The sequence below is a fragment of the Lacipirellula parvula genome (genome assembly GCF_009177095.1).
Taxonomy (GTDB): Bacteria; Planctomycetota; Planctomycetia; order Pirellulales; family Lacipirellulaceae; genus Lacipirellula; species Lacipirellula parvula.
In genome coordinates this window covers 6,307,181-6,326,524 of record NZ_AP021861.1, presented here as the reverse complement: position 1 = coordinate 6,326,524, position 19,344 = coordinate 6,307,181, and the positions used below count along the sequence as shown (strand labels likewise).

Below are 19,344 nucleotides of genomic sequence, written 5' to 3'. Positions count from 1 at the left end.
GCTGCGGCGTCATCATTTCAGTCGCTCTCTGGCACGTTTCGACCGTATGCATTGGGTTCGATGCATCATGAGTTCGGCATCTCACTACTCGCCGACGCCCGAAGAAACGGCGATCTGCCGTTTGTTGCGGGCGTACCGCGAGCACGAGGGGCTGACGGCGGTTGCGCTCGCCGAAGCGATCGGCGTGACGCCGGCAACTTACCGTCGCATCGAGCAAGGCGAGCGGCCGGCGAGCCTACTTCAATTGCAGCAGATCTGCCGAGTGCTGAGCATTGAGTTGGACGACCTCGCCGATGGCGCGAAGCGATTGACGCCGGAACGTTCGTCGAAGATTCCGTCATCGAAGAGTTTTGCTTGTCGTGAGACGGCTCCATGCATTCAGCGGCCTAACTGACTCGTTGAGACTTCCCTTTTCGATTGATCTGAACGACGCCAGCGGCAGCCGCAAGCATCAGCGCCAATGCCGAGGGTTCTGGCACGGCCGAGATCGGCGGCGTGAGGCTGACGACGCCGGAGCTTGAGCCGAACTGCCGCTGCCAGTGGAGGAAGTCGGCGCCGTCGGTGTCGAGGTCGCCATCCGCGTCGCCGCCGGCGTTTCGGCCGAATGCCGTTTTCCAGGCCGTCAGGTCGTCGCCGTCGACGTCGCCGTCGTGGTCGAAGTCTGCCGAGAGCAGCGGCGCCGAGACGACCTTCAGCTGCACGATGGTGGGGAGGTAGTTCAGCTGAAACGACAGCCCCGCCGGCATGTCGACCAGCTGCACGTTGCTGAACATCCCGGAGATGCCGTCGGCGGCGGTGAGAATGTTGAACGTCTGCCCAAGCGTCGGGATGAAGCCGCCGTCGAGGTCGATGCTCAGTCGGCCGTTGAGCAAGGCGCCTCCTTCGATCGTCAAGCGATCGAATTGATTGAGGCCGATGCCAGCTAGTTCGAGCATCAGGTTGGCGCCGCTGCTTTGCTGGAACTCGCCAAGCGTGACGCGGCCGATCGCTTCGTCGCCCGCGGGCACGAGCGTCCCTCGGTTATCGACCAGCACGTTGAGGTTCGCGTTCGCGTTGGGCCGCAAGATGTTGCCGGGGCTGACGTTGAGGGCGCCGACGCCGGTGAAGAGGGCGCCCGCTTCGACGACGGTCGGTCCGCCGGCGAGGGTGAGCTCGCCCATGACGTTCGTCGAGCTCCCTTGCTTGAAGTGAAGTTCGCCGCCGGTCGTATTCATGGTCGACGCGCCGGCGACGGTCATGCCGCCGCGGACGTTGACGCCGCGCGTTGATTCGAACGTGCCGTTGTCGAGGGCGAGCGTGGATGTTGGGCCGAAGTCAAAGGCAAAGCCATTGGTGAGCACGCGGCTGCCGCTGCTGGCGGAGACGCCGCCGCCGAAGGCGAAGTCGGCGTTGTCGCGGAGTTCGAGCGTCGCGCCCGAGGTGGCGAGCAGCATGCCGTTGTTTGCGGCGCCATCCCAATCGTTGTCACTGGCGGCCGTCTCCAGGAGGAGCAATCCGCTACGGGCCGCGATCCGCGTGTTGTTGATGATCTTCGCCGTGACGACGCCGAAGCCAACGAGGCCTTCGGCGTTGCCGACGGTGAGCGCGGCGCCGCGGAGTTCGCCCCCTTTCATTCGCACCAAGTCGGCGACGTTGGAGTTCCAGGCGTTCGTTACGTTGAGGATGCCGTCGTGGTCTTCGGTGCCGATCTGGCCGACGTCGAGGATCGGGCCGTTGATCGTCAGCATGCCGTCATCGGCGCGAAGAATGGCGGTGTCGTCGAAGTCGATGGCCGTGTTGATCGTGCCGAAGCCGTACAGGGCGCGGTCGGCGTTGGCGCCGAGGAGGCCGGCGCCGGAGACCACGCCGCCGGCGATGCGGTTGGGGACGAAGCCTTGATCGCCGCCGTTAAGGGCGAGCGGTTCGCCCGCCATCGCGATGTTGATCGATCCTTGGATGTCGACGCGAGCGTCGAGTTGCACGTCGCCGCTGGCTTGAACCGTTCCCTTCAAGGTTACGTCGCTACCAGCGAGCAGCGTCTGGCGATTGCGGTCGTTGGTGAGCTTGAGCACGCCTTCGGGATTGAGCGTCCAGTGCGCGGTCGGGCCGTCGAGTTGCACCGTCAGCGAGCCGAAGCCGAAATCGCTTTGGACATCGATGACGTTGAGGCCGCCCATCGGGTTCGTGCGGCCGAAGTCGCTGAATTCCGCAGTCTTGATGGTGATCGGTGCGAAGACGGTGATGACGTCGCCGGTGGCGTCGTCGCCGTCGAGGTCGACCACGCCGCCGATCATGTTGAGCGTCACCGGATCGATGAAGTTGACGGTGCGTTGGAAGAGGAGCTTGCCGCCGCCGGCGAACTCGGCGCTTGCGGAGGGGCTCAACGTGTTGAACTCGACATGGTTCTCGAAGCTCAACGCGGCCCCGGCGGCGACGTTCACGTCGGCGTCGCCGTTGAACAGCACGTCAGTTCGAAAGCGAGAGGTGTGCGTGCCGCCGACGATCAGCTTGGCGTCCAACGCGCCGTTGTCGTCGCCGATGCTGATTGGTTCCCCTTCCCAGTCGGCCGATTGCTCGGCGCTGGTGGAGATCATCGTCAGCGTGCCGTTCATGATGAAGCGCGGGTCGGCCGAGTTGACGGTGACGTCGCCGTCGGTGAGCGTGATGCTGCGATCGAAGGCCTTCGTTGGCTCAACGAGATCGTAATTGGTGACGTTGATCTTCAGATGTCCGCCCGGCGCGATGTTCCAATCGCCGGCGTCGAAGTCGAAATGCCGGACGCTGATGTTGGGCGTGCCGACGACGTTGTTCACGGCGGCTGGCGTGTACGTGCCGTCGCCGATGATGTTGCCCGAGCGATAGGTCGCCTCGTTGACGACAACCAGGCGAGTTCCGACGCCGGTGACGCTGGAGGAACCGTCGCCAAACGTGATCGGCGCCTCGACGAAGACGAGCCCGTCGACGTTCAGGCGGTTGGCGAGCACCATGCGCGACGTACCGCCGATGGTGGACGATCCGTTATTCGACGAGACGCCGATGCCGGCGGCGAAGATGCCGTTCATCGTCCATTCGGCGGGGCCATTGACGATCAGCTTGGCGCCGCGGCCGCCCAGAATGATGCGGTCGTCCATGTCGCCGTCGTCGTCGAAACGCTCGGCGTTGATCGTAAAGGTCACCTCGTTGCCAACTAACTGACGTTGGCCTTCGTTCAGGCCGTCCCAGTCAAAGGTTCCGACGTTGATTGTGGTGTTGGAAGTGACGCTGGAGGCTGCCGCGACGCGCAGCGTGCCGGCGCCGTTGACGGAAGTTGGGCTGGCGAAGCTTGAGTCGTTGCCCAGTTCCAGGATGCCGTCGGCGGCAATGTTGACGACCGCCCCGGCGCCGAGCGTCGTCTTCGGCAACGCGAGCGTGCCGTTGCTTACGTTGAGGGCGCCGCGGATGTTAAGTCCGTCGCCGGTGATGCTGGAGATCCCGGCGCCTGTCTTATTGAGCGTGCCGGAGATCGTCCACGCGTCGGAGGTGAGGTTGACGACCGCCTTGCCGTTGTCGATCAGGTTGAGCGTGCCGCTGAAGTCGTTGCTGCTGTTATCGACTTCGTCGACGGCGATCGTCAGCAGCCCGTTGCCGCGAACCGTCGTCGTCGCATTGCCGGCCGTGCCGTCCCAGTTGAAGTCGCCGCTGTCGGTGATCGTCGTGTTGCCGGTGACGATCAACTCGCTGTTGTTGTTGAGCAAGATCGCTCCGCGATCGATCCAGGTGCTGCCGGTGAGCGTGAGTTTTGCGGAGTCGGCCACCGTGACGTTCGAGTTGCTGATCAGGTAGTGACCGTCCAGGAGGACGTCGCCGCTGATGTTGAACGTCGAGGTCGAGATAATCGCCGTGTCGGCGCCGGTGCGGAGCGTGGCACGATGATCGCCGCCGGCAAGCTGAACCGTGGCGTTGGTCATGAGTAAACGTTGCTTGAGCTCGACCAGGTCGCGGCTGCCGATTAACAGCGTTCCGCCGAACGGATCTTCGAGCGGTGCGTCGATCACCAGGGTAAGTGCGTCGGCCAGCGGATCGGCGACGTTATTCGAAACGTTGACGACGCCCAGTTCGTTGTCGCCGTCGAGGTCGATGAAATCGATGCCGTTCGTTTGCAGCGTCAGCGTGTTGTTTTGCGTACCGCCGAGACCAACGGCGAGCGTTCCGGAATTATCGAAGGCGTCCTCGGCGAATATATCGGCGTCGCCGAAGATGATCAGGCCGCCGCCTTGCACTCGAGCGTTGGGAGCGACGTCGGTCGTCGCGGCGTAGAGGGTGCCGCCATTCATCGTCATTGTGGCAGAGTTCTTCAGCAGCAGATTGTTTGCTTGAAACGAGATGGCGCCAGGCGCGGCGTTCGGATCGACCCGCAGCGTGCTGCCAACGCCGTCGACGGTCGCTTGGCCAAGCACGATCAAACGATTGCCGTTCGTGAGGAAGTCGGCCCCGCCCGAGAGAGCAAACGACGAGACGGTGTCGCTGACGCCGTCGCGCGGCACGAACGTGACGATCGCGTTGGCGGCGATGGCGCGATTGCCGATGAGGACGTTGTAATCAAACCCGTCGGCGCCGTTGTCGGGCACCCCGAAGGGGAACCAGTTGCTTTGAACGTTCCAATTGCCGCTGCCCGCGTTCCACTCGTTGTTGACGAGTTGTGCCGACGCCGTCCGCCCGGCGAGGGCCGCGATGAGAATGAGCGAGCGAGTTAACGTGCGATTCATCGTGATGTCCTGATCATCTGACGCTAATGCGTCTTGGTAAGCGAAATGTTTATTAAGCGCTGCCGGTCAGTGCGCAGCAGTAGCGCAGTTGTTCTGCTGGTGGCCCCGCGCGCAGATCAGCGAAGTGCTGGCGCAGTGCTCGAAAAGTCCGGAAAGTGCCGCGGCGTCAGCGTGCCGCGGGTGCGAATGTTAAGGGGCGCTGCGAGAGCAGGCGTGCCACGCGCCCATGCCGCCGCCGCGACGTCTCCTCTTCGCGGCGGTTCTGTCTCCATCTTGGGCCGATTGGCAACGCGTGCGTCACGGTCGGATCGAGATAATTTTCGAGCATGTGGCCTAGCGATCGCTGCAGTTCCGGACTGGCGGCGTCCGCGACGCCGCCGTACGGAGTTCAGCGAGGAAACAGGCCAAATGTTTCAGGGAGAAGAGAAAGGCCCCAGCGTTAAACACGCCGGGGCCATGGAATGTCTGGAGCAACAGCCTAATTTAACGGGCCGCCGCTGCGTTCAGAAGTGGCCGCTACGAGCGCTTTGCCGCCGGACGTTTCGGGGCCGCCGAAGCTTTTTTCGCCGTGGGCGTAGCCTTCTTCTTGGGGACGCTCGTTTTTGGGGCCGGTGCGCTCGCTGAACTAGCGTCGGCGGTGCTCGCAGTACGGCGAGCGTTGATCATCTCGACCCGTTCCTTGGCCGCTTGGGCGGCCTTCGCCTCGCAGACGAGGTGGTATTCCTGGTCGCTGAGCAGCTTGCCCGACTTGCGGTCGACGAGCACCGGATCGGCGACGGCGCCTGTCTTGATGTTGACGATGTGGATCCCTTTGCCGGCTTCGGTGCAGTGCTTGTTGCCCCAGGCGAGCAGCGCCCAGAGGACCGGCTGGAAGTCGCGGCCGCGTTGCGTGGGGACGTACTCGTAGCGCGGCGGGCGATCGCAGTACTTGCGTTTTTCAAGAATATTCGACTCGACCATTGCCGCGAGTCGTCGCGAGAGCATGTTCGGCGCGATCGAGAGGCTCTTTTCGAATTCGTCGAAGCGCGTCAGTCCGGCGAGCGCGTCGCGAAGGATGAGCATGCTCCACCATTCGCCGACTTGTTCGAGGCTGCGCGCGACGGGGCAAACTTCGTTGCTGAGATCTTTGCGTTGCATACGACGATCACGTGAAAAGGGCCGCCGACGTTCGCTAGCAATAGCTGCGACGCCGCTCTTTGTGTGGATACGAAGTATTCTACGCAGGCCGCCGGTTCTTCACGATGGAGATTTTAGTAAGCGCTTTGGAACTGCAGGGATTGAAAGCAGGTAAGGCAACCGCCAAGCACGCCAAGGTTCGCCAAGGAAATGCGAGGGTGAGTGAACCACGACGGCACGGCGGACACGACGCAGGAGGACCGAACTCCTCTCTGCTTGTCTTTCCTTTGCGCCTCTGCGCCTTTGCGTGAGATCTTTTTTTAGAAAGAAAGGTCTCACGCAAAGGCGCGAAGGCGCAAAAGAAATCGGGGATAGAGTGTCTTTACTTGGCGAACCTTGGCGTCCTTGGCGGTTCAAATGAAGTACCGCAGGCGTCTACAAGTCTACGGTTGGCCGCGATTGATCTCATGGAACATTCCTCGGCTTGACCCATCAGTCGACACTAACTATTATCATGAAAGTTACTGGCGGAGGCAAGCCGAAGAATACGCATGCGACTCCCAAGTTTGGGGCGAGCGTCACGCAAATTGCTTCGTCTCCCGAACCATGACCGAGCAGAAGCGTCTCTTTCATCGAGCGTTTCTCCCGCCCCGATTGATCGCTGCCGCTGGCGAGGGTTAACGAACGTTAGTCCCGCGGTGGACAGTTGATTTCCTGCCATCCTCGGAAGAGCCAGTCCCATGTCGAATTCCCGCTATCGGCGGGGTGCGCTGGCGGTACGCGCCGCCGCTCCCGCTGTGCCTTTGTTGTTTGCGATCGCCTTTGCTACCGGATGCTCGCAGCAAGTTGAAGTTCCTGCTCCGCCGCCGGTGGAAGTCGTCGTCGGCAATCCGGTGAAGGCGCCGATCGTCGAGTGGGACGAGTACGTCGGCCGGCTTGAAGCGATTGAGTTCGTTGAAGTGCGCGCTCGCGTGAGCGGCTACCTCGACGCGATCTACTACGACGAAGGCGAGCTGGTGCGCGAGGGTGACTTGCTTTGCTTGATCGACCCGCGGCCGTTTCAGGCGGAGGTCAACCTGGCTAATGCGTCGCTGTCGGAAGCGAAGTCGCAGGTGGAGCAAGCTCAGGCGACCGAGCGGCAGACTGAAGCTGAAGTGAAGGTCGCCCAATCGCAGTTCGAGTTGTCCGAGACGCTGCTCAAGCGGGCCAAATCGCTGCTGGAGAAGCAGGCGATTCCCGAGCAAGAAGTCGACATCCGGCAGTCGGAGCAGCGGCAAGCTCAAGCGAGCTTGGAAGCCACGTCCGCGCGACTTGCCTTGGCGAAGACGGCGACCGCTTCGGCGCGGTCAGCCGAAGAAGCGGCCGATGCGCGGCTTGAACTCGCGCAGCTCAATCTGGGGTACACGCAGATTCGCGCCCCGATCACCGGCCGCATCGGCGCCCGTGAGGTGACGATCGGCAACATGATCAGCGGCGGGGTAGGGCAGTCGACGATGATCACGACGATCGTCTCGCTCGATCCGATTCACGCCTTCTTCGATGCCGATGAACAAGCGTTTTTGAAGTACCAGAAGCTCGAAGGAAAGCCGACGGGCGAAGAGACGGCCGAGGGAAAGAACCCGATTTTCGCGGGGCTGGCCGACGAGCCGGACGAGTTTCCGCATCGGGGGCATCTCGATTTCTTCGACAATCGCATGGACGCCGAGACCGGCACGATGCGCGGGCAGGCGATTCTGCCGAATCCTGATCTCAAGCTGACGCCCGGGCTGTTCGCGCGACTGCGGATTCCGGGCAGCGAGCGGTACGAGGCGGTGCTAGTTCCCGACTTCGCGGTGAGTGCGGACCAATCGGAGAAGTACGTGCTGCTGGTGAACGCTGAGGGGAAGGTCGAGCGGCGGAATGTGAAGCTGGGTCCGCCGGTTCGCAATCTGCGCGTCGTGCGGGAAGGGCTCGACGGCAGCGAGCAGCTCATTTTGCGCGGATTGCAACGGGTGATGCCCGGCATTCCGGTCAAGGTGAAGACCGAAACGCTCGCGCTCGATGCGGAGGGATTGCCGAATGATTTCGAGCGCGTGCCCCAACGTGAATGGCTCTCGCAGCCGCGGACGAATTCGCGGCCGGTCGACGAACGCGAGCTGGCCAACGCGGCTGGCGAGTCGCGGATTCCCGTTTCGAAGCGTGCCAACTAGAGATCGACTCCCATGAAATTCGCCCATTTTTTCATCGATCGGCCAATCTTCGCGACCGTGATTTCGGTGGTGACCGTCATCCTCGGCGGCATCGCGTACCTCACGTTGCCGGCGGCGCAGTACCCCGACATCGTGCCGCCGACGATCGTTGTGCGAGCTATGTATCCGGGGGCTTCGCCGGAGGTGATCGCCGACACGGTGGCGACGCCGATCGAACAAGAGGTGAACGGCGTCGAGGACATGCTGTACATGTCGTCGCAGTCGACGGTCGACGGCGTGATGCAGTTGACGGTGACGTTCAAGCTTGGCACCGATCTCGACAAGGCGCAGGTGCTGGTGCAGAACCGCGTCTCGACGGCTGAGGCCCGGCTGCCGGAGGATGTGCGGCGGCTGGGCGTGACGACGATCAAGTCGTCGCCCGACTTGTTGATGGTGATTCACCTCGTCTCGCCGAAGAAGACGTATGACCAGCTTTACATGGGCAACTACGCCCTCATCCAGGTAAAGGATGCGCTGTCGCGGGTCGATGGCGTCGGCGATGTCACCATGCCGGGCTTGCGTGAGTACAGCATGCGGGTGTGGATCGATACGGAGAAGCTTGCGCATCTGTCGCTGACGGGCGACGATATCTTGCGGGCGATTCGTGCGCAAAACGTCCAGGTGGCGTCGGGCGTCATCGGTCAGCCGCCGCAGTCGGTCTCGGGCGATTATCAGCTGACGATCAACACGCTGGGGCGATTGCTTGAGCCGGAGCAGTTCGAGGATATGGTCGTCCGCACCGGAGCTGATGGCCGGGTGATTCGGTTGCGCGACGTGGCTCGGATTGAGCTTGGTTCGCGAGAGTATACCGTCAACACGTATCTCGACGGCGAGACGGCTGTGGCGATTGCGATCGCGCAGCGGCCCGGTTCGAACGCCCTGGCGACGGCGGCCGGCGTTGAGCAGACGATCGAAGAGTTGTCGAAGGAGTTTCCCGAGGGGCTGGAGTACCAGATCGTTTACAACCCGACGGTCTTCGTCCGCGAGTCGATCGATGCGGTGATCCACACGCTGTTTGAAGCGGCCATCTTGGTGGTGATCGTCGTGCTCGTGTTCTTGCAAAACTGGCGGGCGAGCCTCATTCCGCTCATCGCGATTCCGGTGTCGCTCATCGGCACATTCGCGGCGATGTCGCTGTTCGGGTTCTCCCTGAATATGCTGTCGCTATTCGGGCTGGTGCTGGCGATCGGCATTGTCGTCGACGATGCGATCGTCGTCGTGGAGAATGTCGAGCGGCACATCGCGCTCGGCTTGCCGCCGCGGGAGGCGACGTACAAAGCGATGGACGAAGTGACCGCGGCGGTGATCGCGATCGCGGTCGGCTTGTCGGCGGTGTTCGTGCCGACGGCGTTTATCGGCGGCATCAGCGGCGAGTTTTACAGGCAGTTCGCGCTGACGATCGCGGTGTCGACGCTGTTGTCGGCGTTCAATTCGTTGACGCTCACGCCCGCGCTCTGCGCGCTGCTCTTGCAGCCGCATGGGGCGAAGCGGGATCTGTTCACGCGGTTCTGGGACTTTGCGTTTGGCTGGTTCTTCCGGCTGTTTAATCGCGGGTTCGATCGGACGAGCACGCTCTACGCGGCCACGGTCAAGTGGAATCTACGCAAGATCGCGCTGCCGCTGTTGCTCTACGCGGCGCTGATTGGGGCGACCGTGTATGGGTTCAAGGCGGTGCCGGGCGGGTTTATTCCACGGCAAGATAAGGGATACCTCATTACAGTGTTGCAGCTGCCCGACGGGGCGTCACTCGCGCGCACCGACGCAGTGGTGAAGCAAGCGACCGAGATCATCATGAAGCATCCGGGCGTCGGCTTCGCGGTCGGCTTTTCGGGGTTCTCGGGCGCCACGCGGTCGAACAGTCCGAATGCGGCGGCGATCTTCGTCGGCCCGGCGAGCGTGAAGAACGAGGGCGAGGCGGCGCCGCCGATTCTGACGCAACTCGACAGTTTGCAGCAGGCGCTGATGGCGATTCCTGATGCGAGCATCTTCGTCGTCCCGCCGCCGCCGGTGCAAGGGCTGGGAACCGCCGGCGGGTATAAGTTCCTCGTGCAAGACCGCAAAGGGAGCGGCGCGCAGGCTCTGCAGAAAGCGACCGATGAGTTGATCGCCGCCTGCTACAAGGAGCCGACGCTCGCGGGGGTGTTTACGACCTACCGCGCATCGACGCCGCAGTTGTTTGCCGACGTCGACCGCGTCAAGGCGAACATGCTTAACGTGTCGCTCACGAGCGTGTTCGATGCGCTGCAGACGAACCTTGGCTCGGCGTACGTTAACGATTTCAATTTGTATGGCCGCACGTTTCAGGTGCGGACGCAATCGGAGGAAGACTTTCGCGATCAGGCGGAGGACATTCGTCGATTGAAGACTCGCAACGCGAATGGCCGGATGGTGCCGCTCGGTTCGGTGGTCGACGTGAAATGGCAGAGCGGGCCTGACCGCGTCGTGCGGTACAACATGTTTCCCGCGGCGGAGGTGCAGGGAGATACCGGGGCAGGGCATAGCTCGGGCGAAGCGATTGCGACGATCGAACGGCTCGGCCGCGAGATCTTGCCGCCGGGGATGACGATTGCGTGGACGGAGATCGCGTACCAAGAGCAACTCGCGGGGAACACGGCGCTCTACATCTTCCCGCTGTGCGTGCTGTTCGTGTTTCTTGTGCACTCGGCGGAGTACGAGAGTTGGTCACTTCCGCTGGCGATCATCCTCATCGCGCCGATTTGCTTGCCGTTCGCGCTGGCGGGCGTCTCGGCTCGCGGGATGGACAACAACCTCATCACGCAAATCGCGTTCGTTGTGCTCATTGGCCTCGCGGCGAAGAACGCGGTGCTGATCGTCGAGTTTGCGAAGCAACTCGAAGAAGAGGGGCATTCGACGATCGAGGCGGCCATCGAAGCGTGCCGGCTACGGTTGCGGCCGATCGTGATGACGTCGTTCGCGTTCCTGCTCGGCGTGTTGCCGCTGGCGCTGGCCGAGGGGCCGGCGTCGGAGTTGCGGCAAGTGCTCGGAACGTCGGTGTTCGCCGGGATGCTCGGCGTCACGATGTTCGGTTTGATTTTGACGCCGACGTTTTACGTGGTGCTGCGGTATGCGTCGGATCGGTTCTGGCGGCGCGGGGTGAAGTGAGCGGTTCGGTCGATGCACGCGTTACTGCGGCACGAGGCCAATCGCGCCGACTGGTTCGGTTTGCACGCCGCCGCCGACTTCGAGGCTCGACGATCCGGTCGGTGCGCTCTCCAGGCTGCCGGCGAGGAGCAAGCCGTCGATCTGAACCTCGGAAATCCGCAGCGCTCGCACGGCTTCCAAGTAACCAAGCTGCGTGTGCGAGTACGTCCGCTGAGCGGTGAGCAACGCAACGTAATTTGTCTCGCCCGCTGTGTAGGTTTTGCGAGTGAGATCGAGCGACTCGTCGGCCGCCGGCAGGATGACGTCGCGGTAGCGAACGACCTGATTGCGGGCGTTCGCGTAGCGTTCGAACGTCGGGGCCAGCCGATTGCGCAAGTCGAGTTCGAGTTGGTCGCGTGCGCGACTCGCCGCGACTAACTCGGCCTGGGCGCGGGCGACGCCGCCTTGGTTGCGATTGAAGACGGGAATCGGGACGCTCACCGCGACGCCGCCGTCGGGTTTGCCGTTGATGCCGTTATCCATCCAGTTGACGAGGCCCTGCACCGTAACGTTCGGTACCGGCTCGACGCGTTCGCGTTCGATGGCGGCGCGAGCGCGCGAGATCGCCATCGACGCAGCGGCCATTTCGGGACTGAGCGAGAGCAATCGGCCGAGCGCTTCGTCGAAGTCGATTTTTTGAGGATCGCCGAGCGGATCGCCGTGGAGCGGCTGCGGCGCGAGCGAGGGATCGCCGATGACGGCCGACAAGCTGCGCCAGGCGGCGGCGTAGCGGTTCCGGGCGTTTTCGGCGAGGATTTGCGAGTTCTCGATTTCGAGCTGAGCCTGCAGAACGTCGGACTTGCCGACTTCTTGCGAGCGGTACAAGGCATCGACTGTCTTGGCGCTCTGCTGGCCGATTTGCGTGAGGTTGTTCGTTAGGTCGATTTGCCGTTGTGCGAGCAGCACCTGAAAGTAGGCGACGCGCACGTCGGTCAGCACGCGGAGTCGTTGGGCTGCGAGTTCTTGCTCAAGCCGCATGCGTTCGTTCCCTGCGACGGCGCGATTCAGCGCGAGCTTGCCGCCGCGAACGATTTCTTGGCTAAACAGCACGCCATGCTGCTCAGCGAGTCCGCCGCTGCCGATTTGCTGGCCTTCGTAGCCGACGCTCGGATTGGGCGCCAAGCCGACTTGAACCCAAGTTCCGCCCGCAGCGGCGACCATCGCCGCTGCGCGTTGAACGGAGGGGTTGCAACTGAGCGCCATCTGCTCGAGGTCTTCCAGGCCGAGACCGGCCGCCGCCTCGGGAGTCGGCAGCGGAATGGGCTCCGCTGCGGGCAGCACCGAGTCGGCAATGCGCAGATTGACGTGGCTTTGCGCCACGGCGCGGTTTGAACCGATTGCGATGCAGCAGCAAACGACAAGGCGCCGCCATGCGCCGCTGCGAGGCGTTAGAAAGACGTTGTGATTGATGTTGAACATCTGGCGGGATTCCTTTCCGCAGCAGCGTCGCTAGTTCATTTTGAGTTTGGTTGAATCAGCGACGGCGTCTCCGAGCGTGAGCTTTCGCAGCGAAGAGGGATGCTAGGCATGCCTCAGTGCGGTGACGATTTTGGTTTGAGCCGCCTGCCAGCCTGGCGCGATGCCTGCCAGCAAACCGACCGCCAGCGAGGCGATGGCGCCTTGCAGGGCGATGTCCCACGAAGGGCGAAACGCAATCGTGACGCCTTCCGCGGCAACCGACATGTCGGACCAGGCGAGGAACAACATGCCGCCGACGACGCCGAGGCCGCCCCCCAGCACGCTCAGCAGCACGCTTTCCGTAATGACGAGCCGAAAGATGCGTAGCGGCCGGAAGCCGAGCGTTTGCAGGACGGCGTGTTCTTTGATTCGGTCTTGCACCGACATGATCGTCGTCGTCGCGACGAGCGAGAGGACGAGCGCGACGCAAGCGTAGCCAAGCCAGTGGATGAAACCGATCAGTTCGGCGAGATCGGAGAGCGTGTCGGCTTGGAACATGCCCTTGGTGCGCGTCGTCGTCGCGACGGGGCCGGAGTGGAACTCGGCGTCGATCGCGGTGGCAACGGCGTCGGGGTTGGCTCCATCGGCGAGGTGGACTTCGAGCATCGTCACTTGGCCGACATCGCTCAGGCCGCGGGCACGTTGCAGGAAGTCGAGATGCGTGTAGATCAGCGCTTCGTCGGACGCAGTGTTCGAGGCGAACACGCCGGCCACGAGCACAGTGACGTCGCCGATGGTGAACTTGTCCCCCGGCTTCAGCTTGCGGCGAGCGGCGACCGCTTGGCCGACAAGGGCCGCATCGTCCTGGCGGGCGAAGGTTTCCCAGTTCCCTGAGCGGATTTCCAGCGGCCGCGACTGTTTCAATTGCTCGGGCTGCATTCCTTGGAAGACGATCGCGTCGAGGCTCGCGCGACAGTTGTTGGTGAAGACCATGATGGGCGTCACCTCGGCGACGCCGGGGAGTTTGGCGATCGTCGTCGCATAATCTTGTGGAAGCTTGCTGCTCTGCGGGCAGAAGCGGTTCTCCTGGAAGACGATGAGCGTCCGCCCCGATTCTTGATTTTCCGTGAGTGCGAACAAGCCATGCTGAACGGCGCCGACGAAGCAAAAGACCAACAACGCCACCGCGGCGCCGCTGATTGTCAGCAGGCTGCGCGTGCGATGCCGCCAGAGGCTTTTCGCGATGTAAGGAATGAAGTTGAACACGGACGCAATTCCTTAGGCGGTCAGGGCGCGGGGGATGATCGGCTTGCCGTTCTCAATGAGTTGGCTGCGTTCGAGCCGCAGGCGACGCGTGGCGCGGGTGGCGGCGTCGGCGTCGTGCGTCACCATCAGCAGCGTCATCCCCAGTTCGCGGTTGACGCGTTGCAGCAGCGTGAGGATCTGCTCGGTCGTGTCGTCGTCGAGGCTGCCGGTCGGTTCGTCGGCGACGACGACGGTGGGATTCGCGACGATCGCCCGCGCGATGCCGACGCGCTGTTCCTGGCCGCCCGACATTTGACGGGGGTAATGGCCGGCGCGGTTGGTGAGATCGACGGCGGCGAGGGCGATCTCGACCCGCTTGGCCCGCTCGGCCGCCGACATCGGTAGCAGCAGCAGCGGCAACTCGACGTTTTCGTAGGCGGTGAGCACCGGGATGAGGTTGTGCGTCTGAAAGATGTAGCCGATGTTCGCAGCCCGCCAATCGGCGAGCCCGCCGCGGGAGAGCGAGGTGATCTCGGTGTCGCTGACGACGATCGTTCCCGAGGTAACCTCGTCGATGCCGGCCACGAGGTTCAACAGCGTGCTCTTGCCTGAACCGCTGGCGCCCATCAGCGAGACGAAGTCGCCTTCCTCGATGTCGAGGTGGACGCCGTCGAGCGGGCGGATCGTTTCTTCGCCGCTCACATATTCTTTGCGAACGTCGATGACTTCTACGAGTGGCATAATATTTGACTCTCTAGTCGGGAGCGTTTTCTATTGAACGACGGGGCTTGTCGTGCGTGCGGTCGGCGACATGCCGGCAGGCCCGCCGCCGATGTTTTGATCGTTGCCGACGATGCGAATGCGTGTGCCGTCGGTAAGCGACTCGCGGCCCGTGGCGACGAGCTTCATCGTCGGGTCGATTCCGGCGGCGACTTCGACCAACTGGTCGGTGCCCGCTTTGCCGAGTTCGACCGGCGTGCGACGGGCGACGCCGTTCGTCGCGTCGGCGATCCACACGAACTTGCCGCCGTCGCCTTCTTGCACCAGTTGCCGCGGAACGAGCAGGCGGAGTGCATCCGCCATTTCTTGCTGGTCAGTCACTGGCTGCGGCGGCGCGACGAACGTCACTTTGCCGAGCATTTCGGGAGTGATCACCGCGGGCGGGTTGTCGATGCCGACCTTCACCTGCAGCGTGTTCTTCTGGATGTCGGCCCGCGTCGTGAGCCAGAGCACCTTGCCGGTGAGCGGCTGACGCGACGCGGCTGTTTCGATGGTGACTGGCTGGCCGATCTGCACCTGGGGGACGTCTTCCAAGCGAACATCGACGCGAACTTGCAGTTTCGCGGGGTTGTACATCGAGGCGACCGCGCTGGAGTTTTGCTCGGAGAGGGGATCGAGCCCCGATAAGCGTTTGCCGGGGCGAGCGTCGACCGTGAGGATGCGGCCCGAGATGGGCGCGGCGACCGTCATCCGATCGAGATTTAATTGAGCGGCGTCGACTTCCAGGTGGGCCTGTTCGTGCCGCGCCTTGGCCGCCGCCAGCGATGCTTCTGCAGCGGCGACGGCACGCTTGGGTTCCGTCATCAATTCCAACTGCTGCCGCAAGGCGTCGCGTTTGCGCCCGAGCGCGTCGATCTGTTCGCGGAGCTTCGGGCCGCGGGATTGCAATTCGCCGAGAGCACTCTTCGTAGCGGCGAGTTCGGCGGCCGCTTCGCGCGTGACGCGTCCGGCGACCGCATCGCCGGCTTGTTCTTTGCGGGCAAGATTTTCAGCTGCCAACTGTTGGCGGCTCGTTGCGCTTTCGATCGCAAACGGAAGATTGCCGAGGCCGAGTTGAGTTTCCGCAAGCAACGATTCGGCGTCGGCGAGCGCGACCCGTAGTTCGTTAGGGTTGGCGAGCGTCGATTGTGCGGCGGTGAGCGACGCTTGAGCGCTTTGCAGGTCGGCTTCGGCGAGCCGCAACTTGGCGTCTGCTTGCTGCACCATGAGTTTGGCGTCAGCGTCGTTTAATTTGGCGATCGGTTCGCCTTTCTGCACGAGTTGGCCTTCGACGACGAGCATCTGCTCGACGACGCCGCTGGCGAGGGCCGACGCCGTGACGGCCGAGGGTTGCGGTTCAATCCAGCCGGCGGCTTGGAACAGGGGCGTCCCCTCTTGCTGAATCTCGGCCCGCGTGACGATCACCGGCACGACGGTCACCGCCTGCGCGGGAAGCAAGGTATCGCGCATCGCGGCGGCGAACAACGCTCCGAACGCCGCGAGAATCGCAACTGGCGCGATGTAGCGCGTGCCCCAGCGACGCCGCACGGGCGGTTTGGCCGTCGCTGCGGGCTGGCGCGTCACGGCGAGTTGGCTGAGATCGACATGCGACATGGTCGACGCTTCTGGTTGCAAAAAGTTTTTGTTTACACGAGGCCGAATCAGGTCACTGAGTTAAATAGCTTTGATCGCTTCCACAACGGGGAGTCGCATCGCCTTGGCCGCCGGCGGCAAGGCGCCGACGATGCCAAGGATGACCGCGGTGATGCAGGCGATGGCAATGCCGACGCTATCGACGCGAAGCATGAACGCTCCCATCGTGAACCGTACCGCCGTGCCGTTGACGAACAGTAGTCCCAACAGGCAGGCGATCAGCGCGCCGCAACAGGCGAGCAGCGTCGCTTCTTGGATCAGCGTGAGTAGGATCGCGCGCCGCCGATAGCCGATGGCCTGCAGCGTGGCGAGTTCGCGGATGCGGCCCACAACGGCGCCATACATCGTGTTGAGCCCCGCGAAGACGCCGGAGCCCGCGACGAGGCAGACGACGATCCAACCGAGCATCCGCACCGGGCGATAATGCTTTTGCAGGTCGGCGTAGTAGGCCATTTCTCCCACCGACTTCAGTTCGAGATCGATCCGCTCGCGGCAGAAGAGGTCGACGTCTGCGGCGGCGTCGGCCGAGTCCATCGTGACGGCGACCAGGCTGAGGTCTTGCCGCTTGAGCGCGGACTGCAAGTCGTTCAGCGGGCACCAGACTTCCGATTCAAACGCCGCGCCGCCGGCGGCAAACACGCCGCTAATCTTCCAATCGCGACCATCGAAGCGAATCGTTTGCCCGGGCTGCAACGCCGCCTCGTCGCAGCCGAGCTTCGAGTGAACAAGCCGCCCGGCCAGCACTTCGCCCGGTCCCGGCCACGTTCCCTCGATGATCTGCACCTGCTGGCGAACGAGCGGCGCGGCCGTCGTCACGCCGCGCACCAAGCCGAGCCCTTCTTGATCGTTCACTGAGATCCGCGTTCCCAGGTATAGCTCGGGCGAGATGAATTTCTCGCCGAACTGCGACCGGACTCCAGCGACGCTAGCGGCGAGCAGCGCCGGAGTCCGTCCGGGGATCGCAGAGTTCTCGATGTCGGCGCCGGAAGTCATCGCATACACCAAGACGACGTTCGGTTGTCCGGTGGCGGCGAGCGATGCTTCCAGTCCGCGAATGAATCCGACGACGACCAGCACCAGCAGGATGACGATCGACAGCCCGCCGAGCGTCAGCGCACTGCGCGACGGCCGGCGAAACAGGTTCCGAACGCCATAGTCCCAAGGTAAAAGTCGCCGCATGGTTCTCTCGTTTCTCTTCCGAACGACTACCGGCGAATGAACACGCCGTCGGCCAACACTGTAAAATTGCCGCTCTCGTCTTTGCTCGCTTTGCCGCGGATGACGACGAAGTCGTTTTCCTTCACGCCAAGGAGTTGGCGGGAGTCGGCCGGGACGAGGGCGCCGTTGTCGACGACCTTCACGAGCGTGGTGCATTCGGCGCGTTCGTTCGCGCAGCAGTCGCCCATGCAGACTTCGCCTTCAGCGCTCTCGGTCCCTTCGGCGACGACCGCCATCGACGCGTCGAGCAGCATGAACGCCGCGCGACCTTCGACCCACGGCTTGTCGGAACCGCCGATGCGACCGACGACGACTAGCGGGTCGCCGTTGCTCGCCGTTTCGCGGGCTTCGATCACGCCGACGGCGTCGTCGGGTTCTTCGGCGAGCAGGTACTTCTCGCCGTTGACGACGGCGCTGGTCGTCGCGGCGCTGCTTACAGGCGTTGTGGAAGCGGGGCTACCGCAACCAACGCTCAGGCTGAGCGCGCTCGCGAGCGCGGCAACATACAGTGACGATTTCATCGAGTCCCTCCGGCGGATTGAGGACGTGCGCTGACTTGCGGAGCGGCTTGAGTCGTTTCCAAGGTGAGCCGGCCAAATGGACCGGTGACCGAGGAAGGCGTGAGGCCCAACTGCCGAGCGGATGACAGCATCGGCCACGGCGAAAGTTGCACGTTCTTCGCCGGCTCGACGATCAGTTGCGATTTGTCCTGCAGCAGCGTGACCGTTTGAACGCCCTTCATCGACTGCACGGCGCTACTCAACTGAGCGATGGCGTTCGCGTCGGCGGCGGGCGTTACGGCAATCACATAACGGCCGTCAGTAGCGCGGCTGGCCGCATCGAGCTGATCGGGACGAACCAGCGAGATCGCCGCGTCGCTCGCGACGAGCCGCGACGGCTTGCCCTTTCCCTTTTCGACGGCGTTCCAGAGCCGGTCGGCGGTGAGCTTCGGCGAGGGCTTCGCCGTGACGGTGACGAGCCGCTTTTCAACGTTCGCCGAGACGTTCATCACGCCTGGCGCCGTGTAGAGCTGGGCGGCAATTTTCTTGGCGCACCCTTGGCAGCACATGTCGTCCGCCGTGATCTCGTAGGTGACGACGTCGGCCGCGACGGCGCTGGAGGCGTTGAGTGCAACTGGCGCCACGACGGCGGCCAGCAGGGCGAGCGACCTGGCCCAACGGGCCATTCGATGCAGTTTCACGGACTACTCCCTAGATAAAATCGAGGCGGGGGCGACGAATCCGTTCGTCGCAGCGCAGGCGGGCGCCTCGCGACAATTCGTGCAGTAACGGCTGCTCAGCGTGAGTCAGCTACATGCCCAGCGGGCAAAGATCGAAGCGAGTGATGCTCAAATGATGAAGCGGCACAACTCCGCGCATACCGAAACGGTTCGCGGAAGATCGCTGTTGTGCGCGTCCGAAACGCGTTCGGAATGGCGGTTCAAATATTGGACGACGGCCGTCAGATTGCCATCGAGCGGCATCGCATCGAGCACTTCTTGCGAGTCGACGACCGAGGATGTTTGCGTCGGCACCGGCGAGGCGCAGCAGGCGCAAGGTTGTTCGCTGGGGCAGTGGTCCGAGCTGTGCGAATCATCGCACAGTTCGTCGCCAGAGTGGCGGTGCTGCGGGCTCGCGGCGGTTGGCTTGGCTGGTTTGCAGCACGTTCCACATGAACGCGGCTGGGCTGCTTCGTCATGCGGACAGGTTTCGGCCGCGTGGCAATCTGCTAGCAAGCAAAGTGCGCGGCATTGTTGCGCCCCGTTAATTGACAGCAACGCCAGCCCGAGGGCGGCGATCATTCGCGTCAATAATGGGGAGCGGTGGAACATGTAAGCCGGC

The 19,344-nt window shown here is 63.2% G+C and carries 13 protein-coding genes; 3 read left to right on the top strand and 10 right to left on the bottom strand.

The features are described from left to right. The first annotated feature begins 67 nt into the window (after positions 1–67). Positions 68–394, top strand: coding sequence for a helix-turn-helix transcriptional regulator (locus PLANPX_RS24710; RefSeq protein WP_172992314.1), 327 nt, complete (start codon positions 68–70; stop codon positions 392–394). Here PLANPX_RS24710 and PLANPX_RS24705 read toward each other — a convergent pair. Further along, entirely contained in the window at positions 387–4,724 is a 4,338-nt protein-coding gene (locus tag PLANPX_RS24705) for a beta strand repeat-containing protein (protein WP_152101300.1), read from the bottom strand. The two genes, PLANPX_RS24710 and PLANPX_RS24705, sit on opposite strands and share 8 nt — an antisense overlap. 516 nt (positions 4,725–5,240) lie before the next feature. Further along, complete coding sequence (locus PLANPX_RS24700; protein WP_152101299.1) at positions 5,241–5,861, bottom strand: winged helix-turn-helix transcriptional regulator; 621 nt, start codon at positions 5,859–5,861, stop codon at positions 5,241–5,243. A 719-nt stretch (positions 5,862–6,580) separates the two neighbouring features. On the opposite strand from PLANPX_RS24700, the gene PLANPX_RS24695 reads away from it, so the two are divergent. Both PLANPX_RS24695 and PLANPX_RS24690 read left to right on the top strand, forming a co-directional pair. Next, the gene (locus PLANPX_RS24695; protein ID WP_152101298.1) at positions 6,581–8,029 is read left to right on the top strand and encodes an efflux RND transporter periplasmic adaptor subunit; all 1,449 of its coding nucleotides are present in this window, start codon (positions 6,581–6,583) and stop codon (positions 8,027–8,029) included. 12 nt (positions 8,030–8,041) lie between these two features. After that, the gene (locus PLANPX_RS24690) at positions 8,042–11,191 is read left to right on the top strand and encodes an efflux RND transporter permease subunit (RefSeq protein ID WP_152101297.1); all 3,150 of its coding nucleotides are present in this window, start codon (positions 8,042–8,044) and stop codon (positions 11,189–11,191) included. Between the two features lie 21 nt (positions 11,192–11,212). On the opposite strand, the gene PLANPX_RS24685 is transcribed toward PLANPX_RS24690, so the two are convergent. The 8 genes from PLANPX_RS24685 to PLANPX_RS24650 all read right to left on the bottom strand — a co-directional run bounded on the left by PLANPX_RS24685 (position 11,213) and on the right by PLANPX_RS24650 (position 19,304). Continuing rightward, positions 11,213–12,649 carry a TolC family protein gene (locus tag PLANPX_RS24685; protein WP_152101296.1) on the bottom strand — a complete coding sequence of 479 codons (1,437 nt, stop codon included), beginning with the start codon at positions 12,647–12,649 and terminating at the stop codon, positions 11,213–11,215. A gap of 102 nt (positions 12,650–12,751) precedes the next feature. Next, complete coding sequence (locus PLANPX_RS24680) at positions 12,752–13,894, bottom strand: ABC transporter permease (protein ID WP_232536236.1); 1,143 nt, start codon at positions 13,892–13,894, stop codon at positions 12,752–12,754. Between the two features lie 12 nt (positions 13,895–13,906). Continuing rightward, a complete protein-coding gene (locus tag PLANPX_RS24675; RefSeq protein WP_152101295.1) occupies positions 13,907–14,614 on the bottom strand; it encodes an ABC transporter ATP-binding protein in 708 nt (235 codons plus the stop codon). A 30-nt stretch (positions 14,615–14,644) separates the two neighbouring features. Further along, on the bottom strand, positions 14,645–16,246 hold the full coding sequence (locus PLANPX_RS24670; protein WP_152101294.1) for an efflux RND transporter periplasmic adaptor subunit: 1,602 nt from the start codon (positions 16,244–16,246) through the stop codon (positions 14,645–14,647). A gap of 60 nt (positions 16,247–16,306) precedes the next feature. Further along, a complete protein-coding gene (locus PLANPX_RS24665; RefSeq protein WP_152101293.1) occupies positions 16,307–17,464 on the bottom strand; it encodes an ABC transporter permease in 1,158 nt (385 codons plus the stop codon). Between the two features lie 26 nt (positions 17,465–17,490). Then, complete coding sequence (locus tag PLANPX_RS24660) at positions 17,491–18,024, bottom strand: hypothetical protein (protein WP_152101292.1); 534 nt, start codon at positions 18,022–18,024, stop codon at positions 17,491–17,493. Continuing rightward, positions 18,021–18,704 carry a heavy-metal-associated domain-containing protein gene (locus PLANPX_RS24655; protein ID WP_152101291.1) on the bottom strand — a complete coding sequence of 228 codons (684 nt, stop codon included), beginning with the start codon at positions 18,702–18,704 and terminating at the stop codon, positions 18,021–18,023. The genes PLANPX_RS24660 and PLANPX_RS24655 overlap by 4 nt, the downstream gene beginning before the upstream one ends. 147 nt (positions 18,705–18,851) lie before the next feature. After that, positions 18,852–19,304, bottom strand: coding sequence for a hypothetical protein (locus tag PLANPX_RS24650; protein WP_152101290.1), 453 nt, complete (start codon positions 19,302–19,304; stop codon positions 18,852–18,854). Positions 19,305–19,344 lie beyond the last annotated feature (40 nt).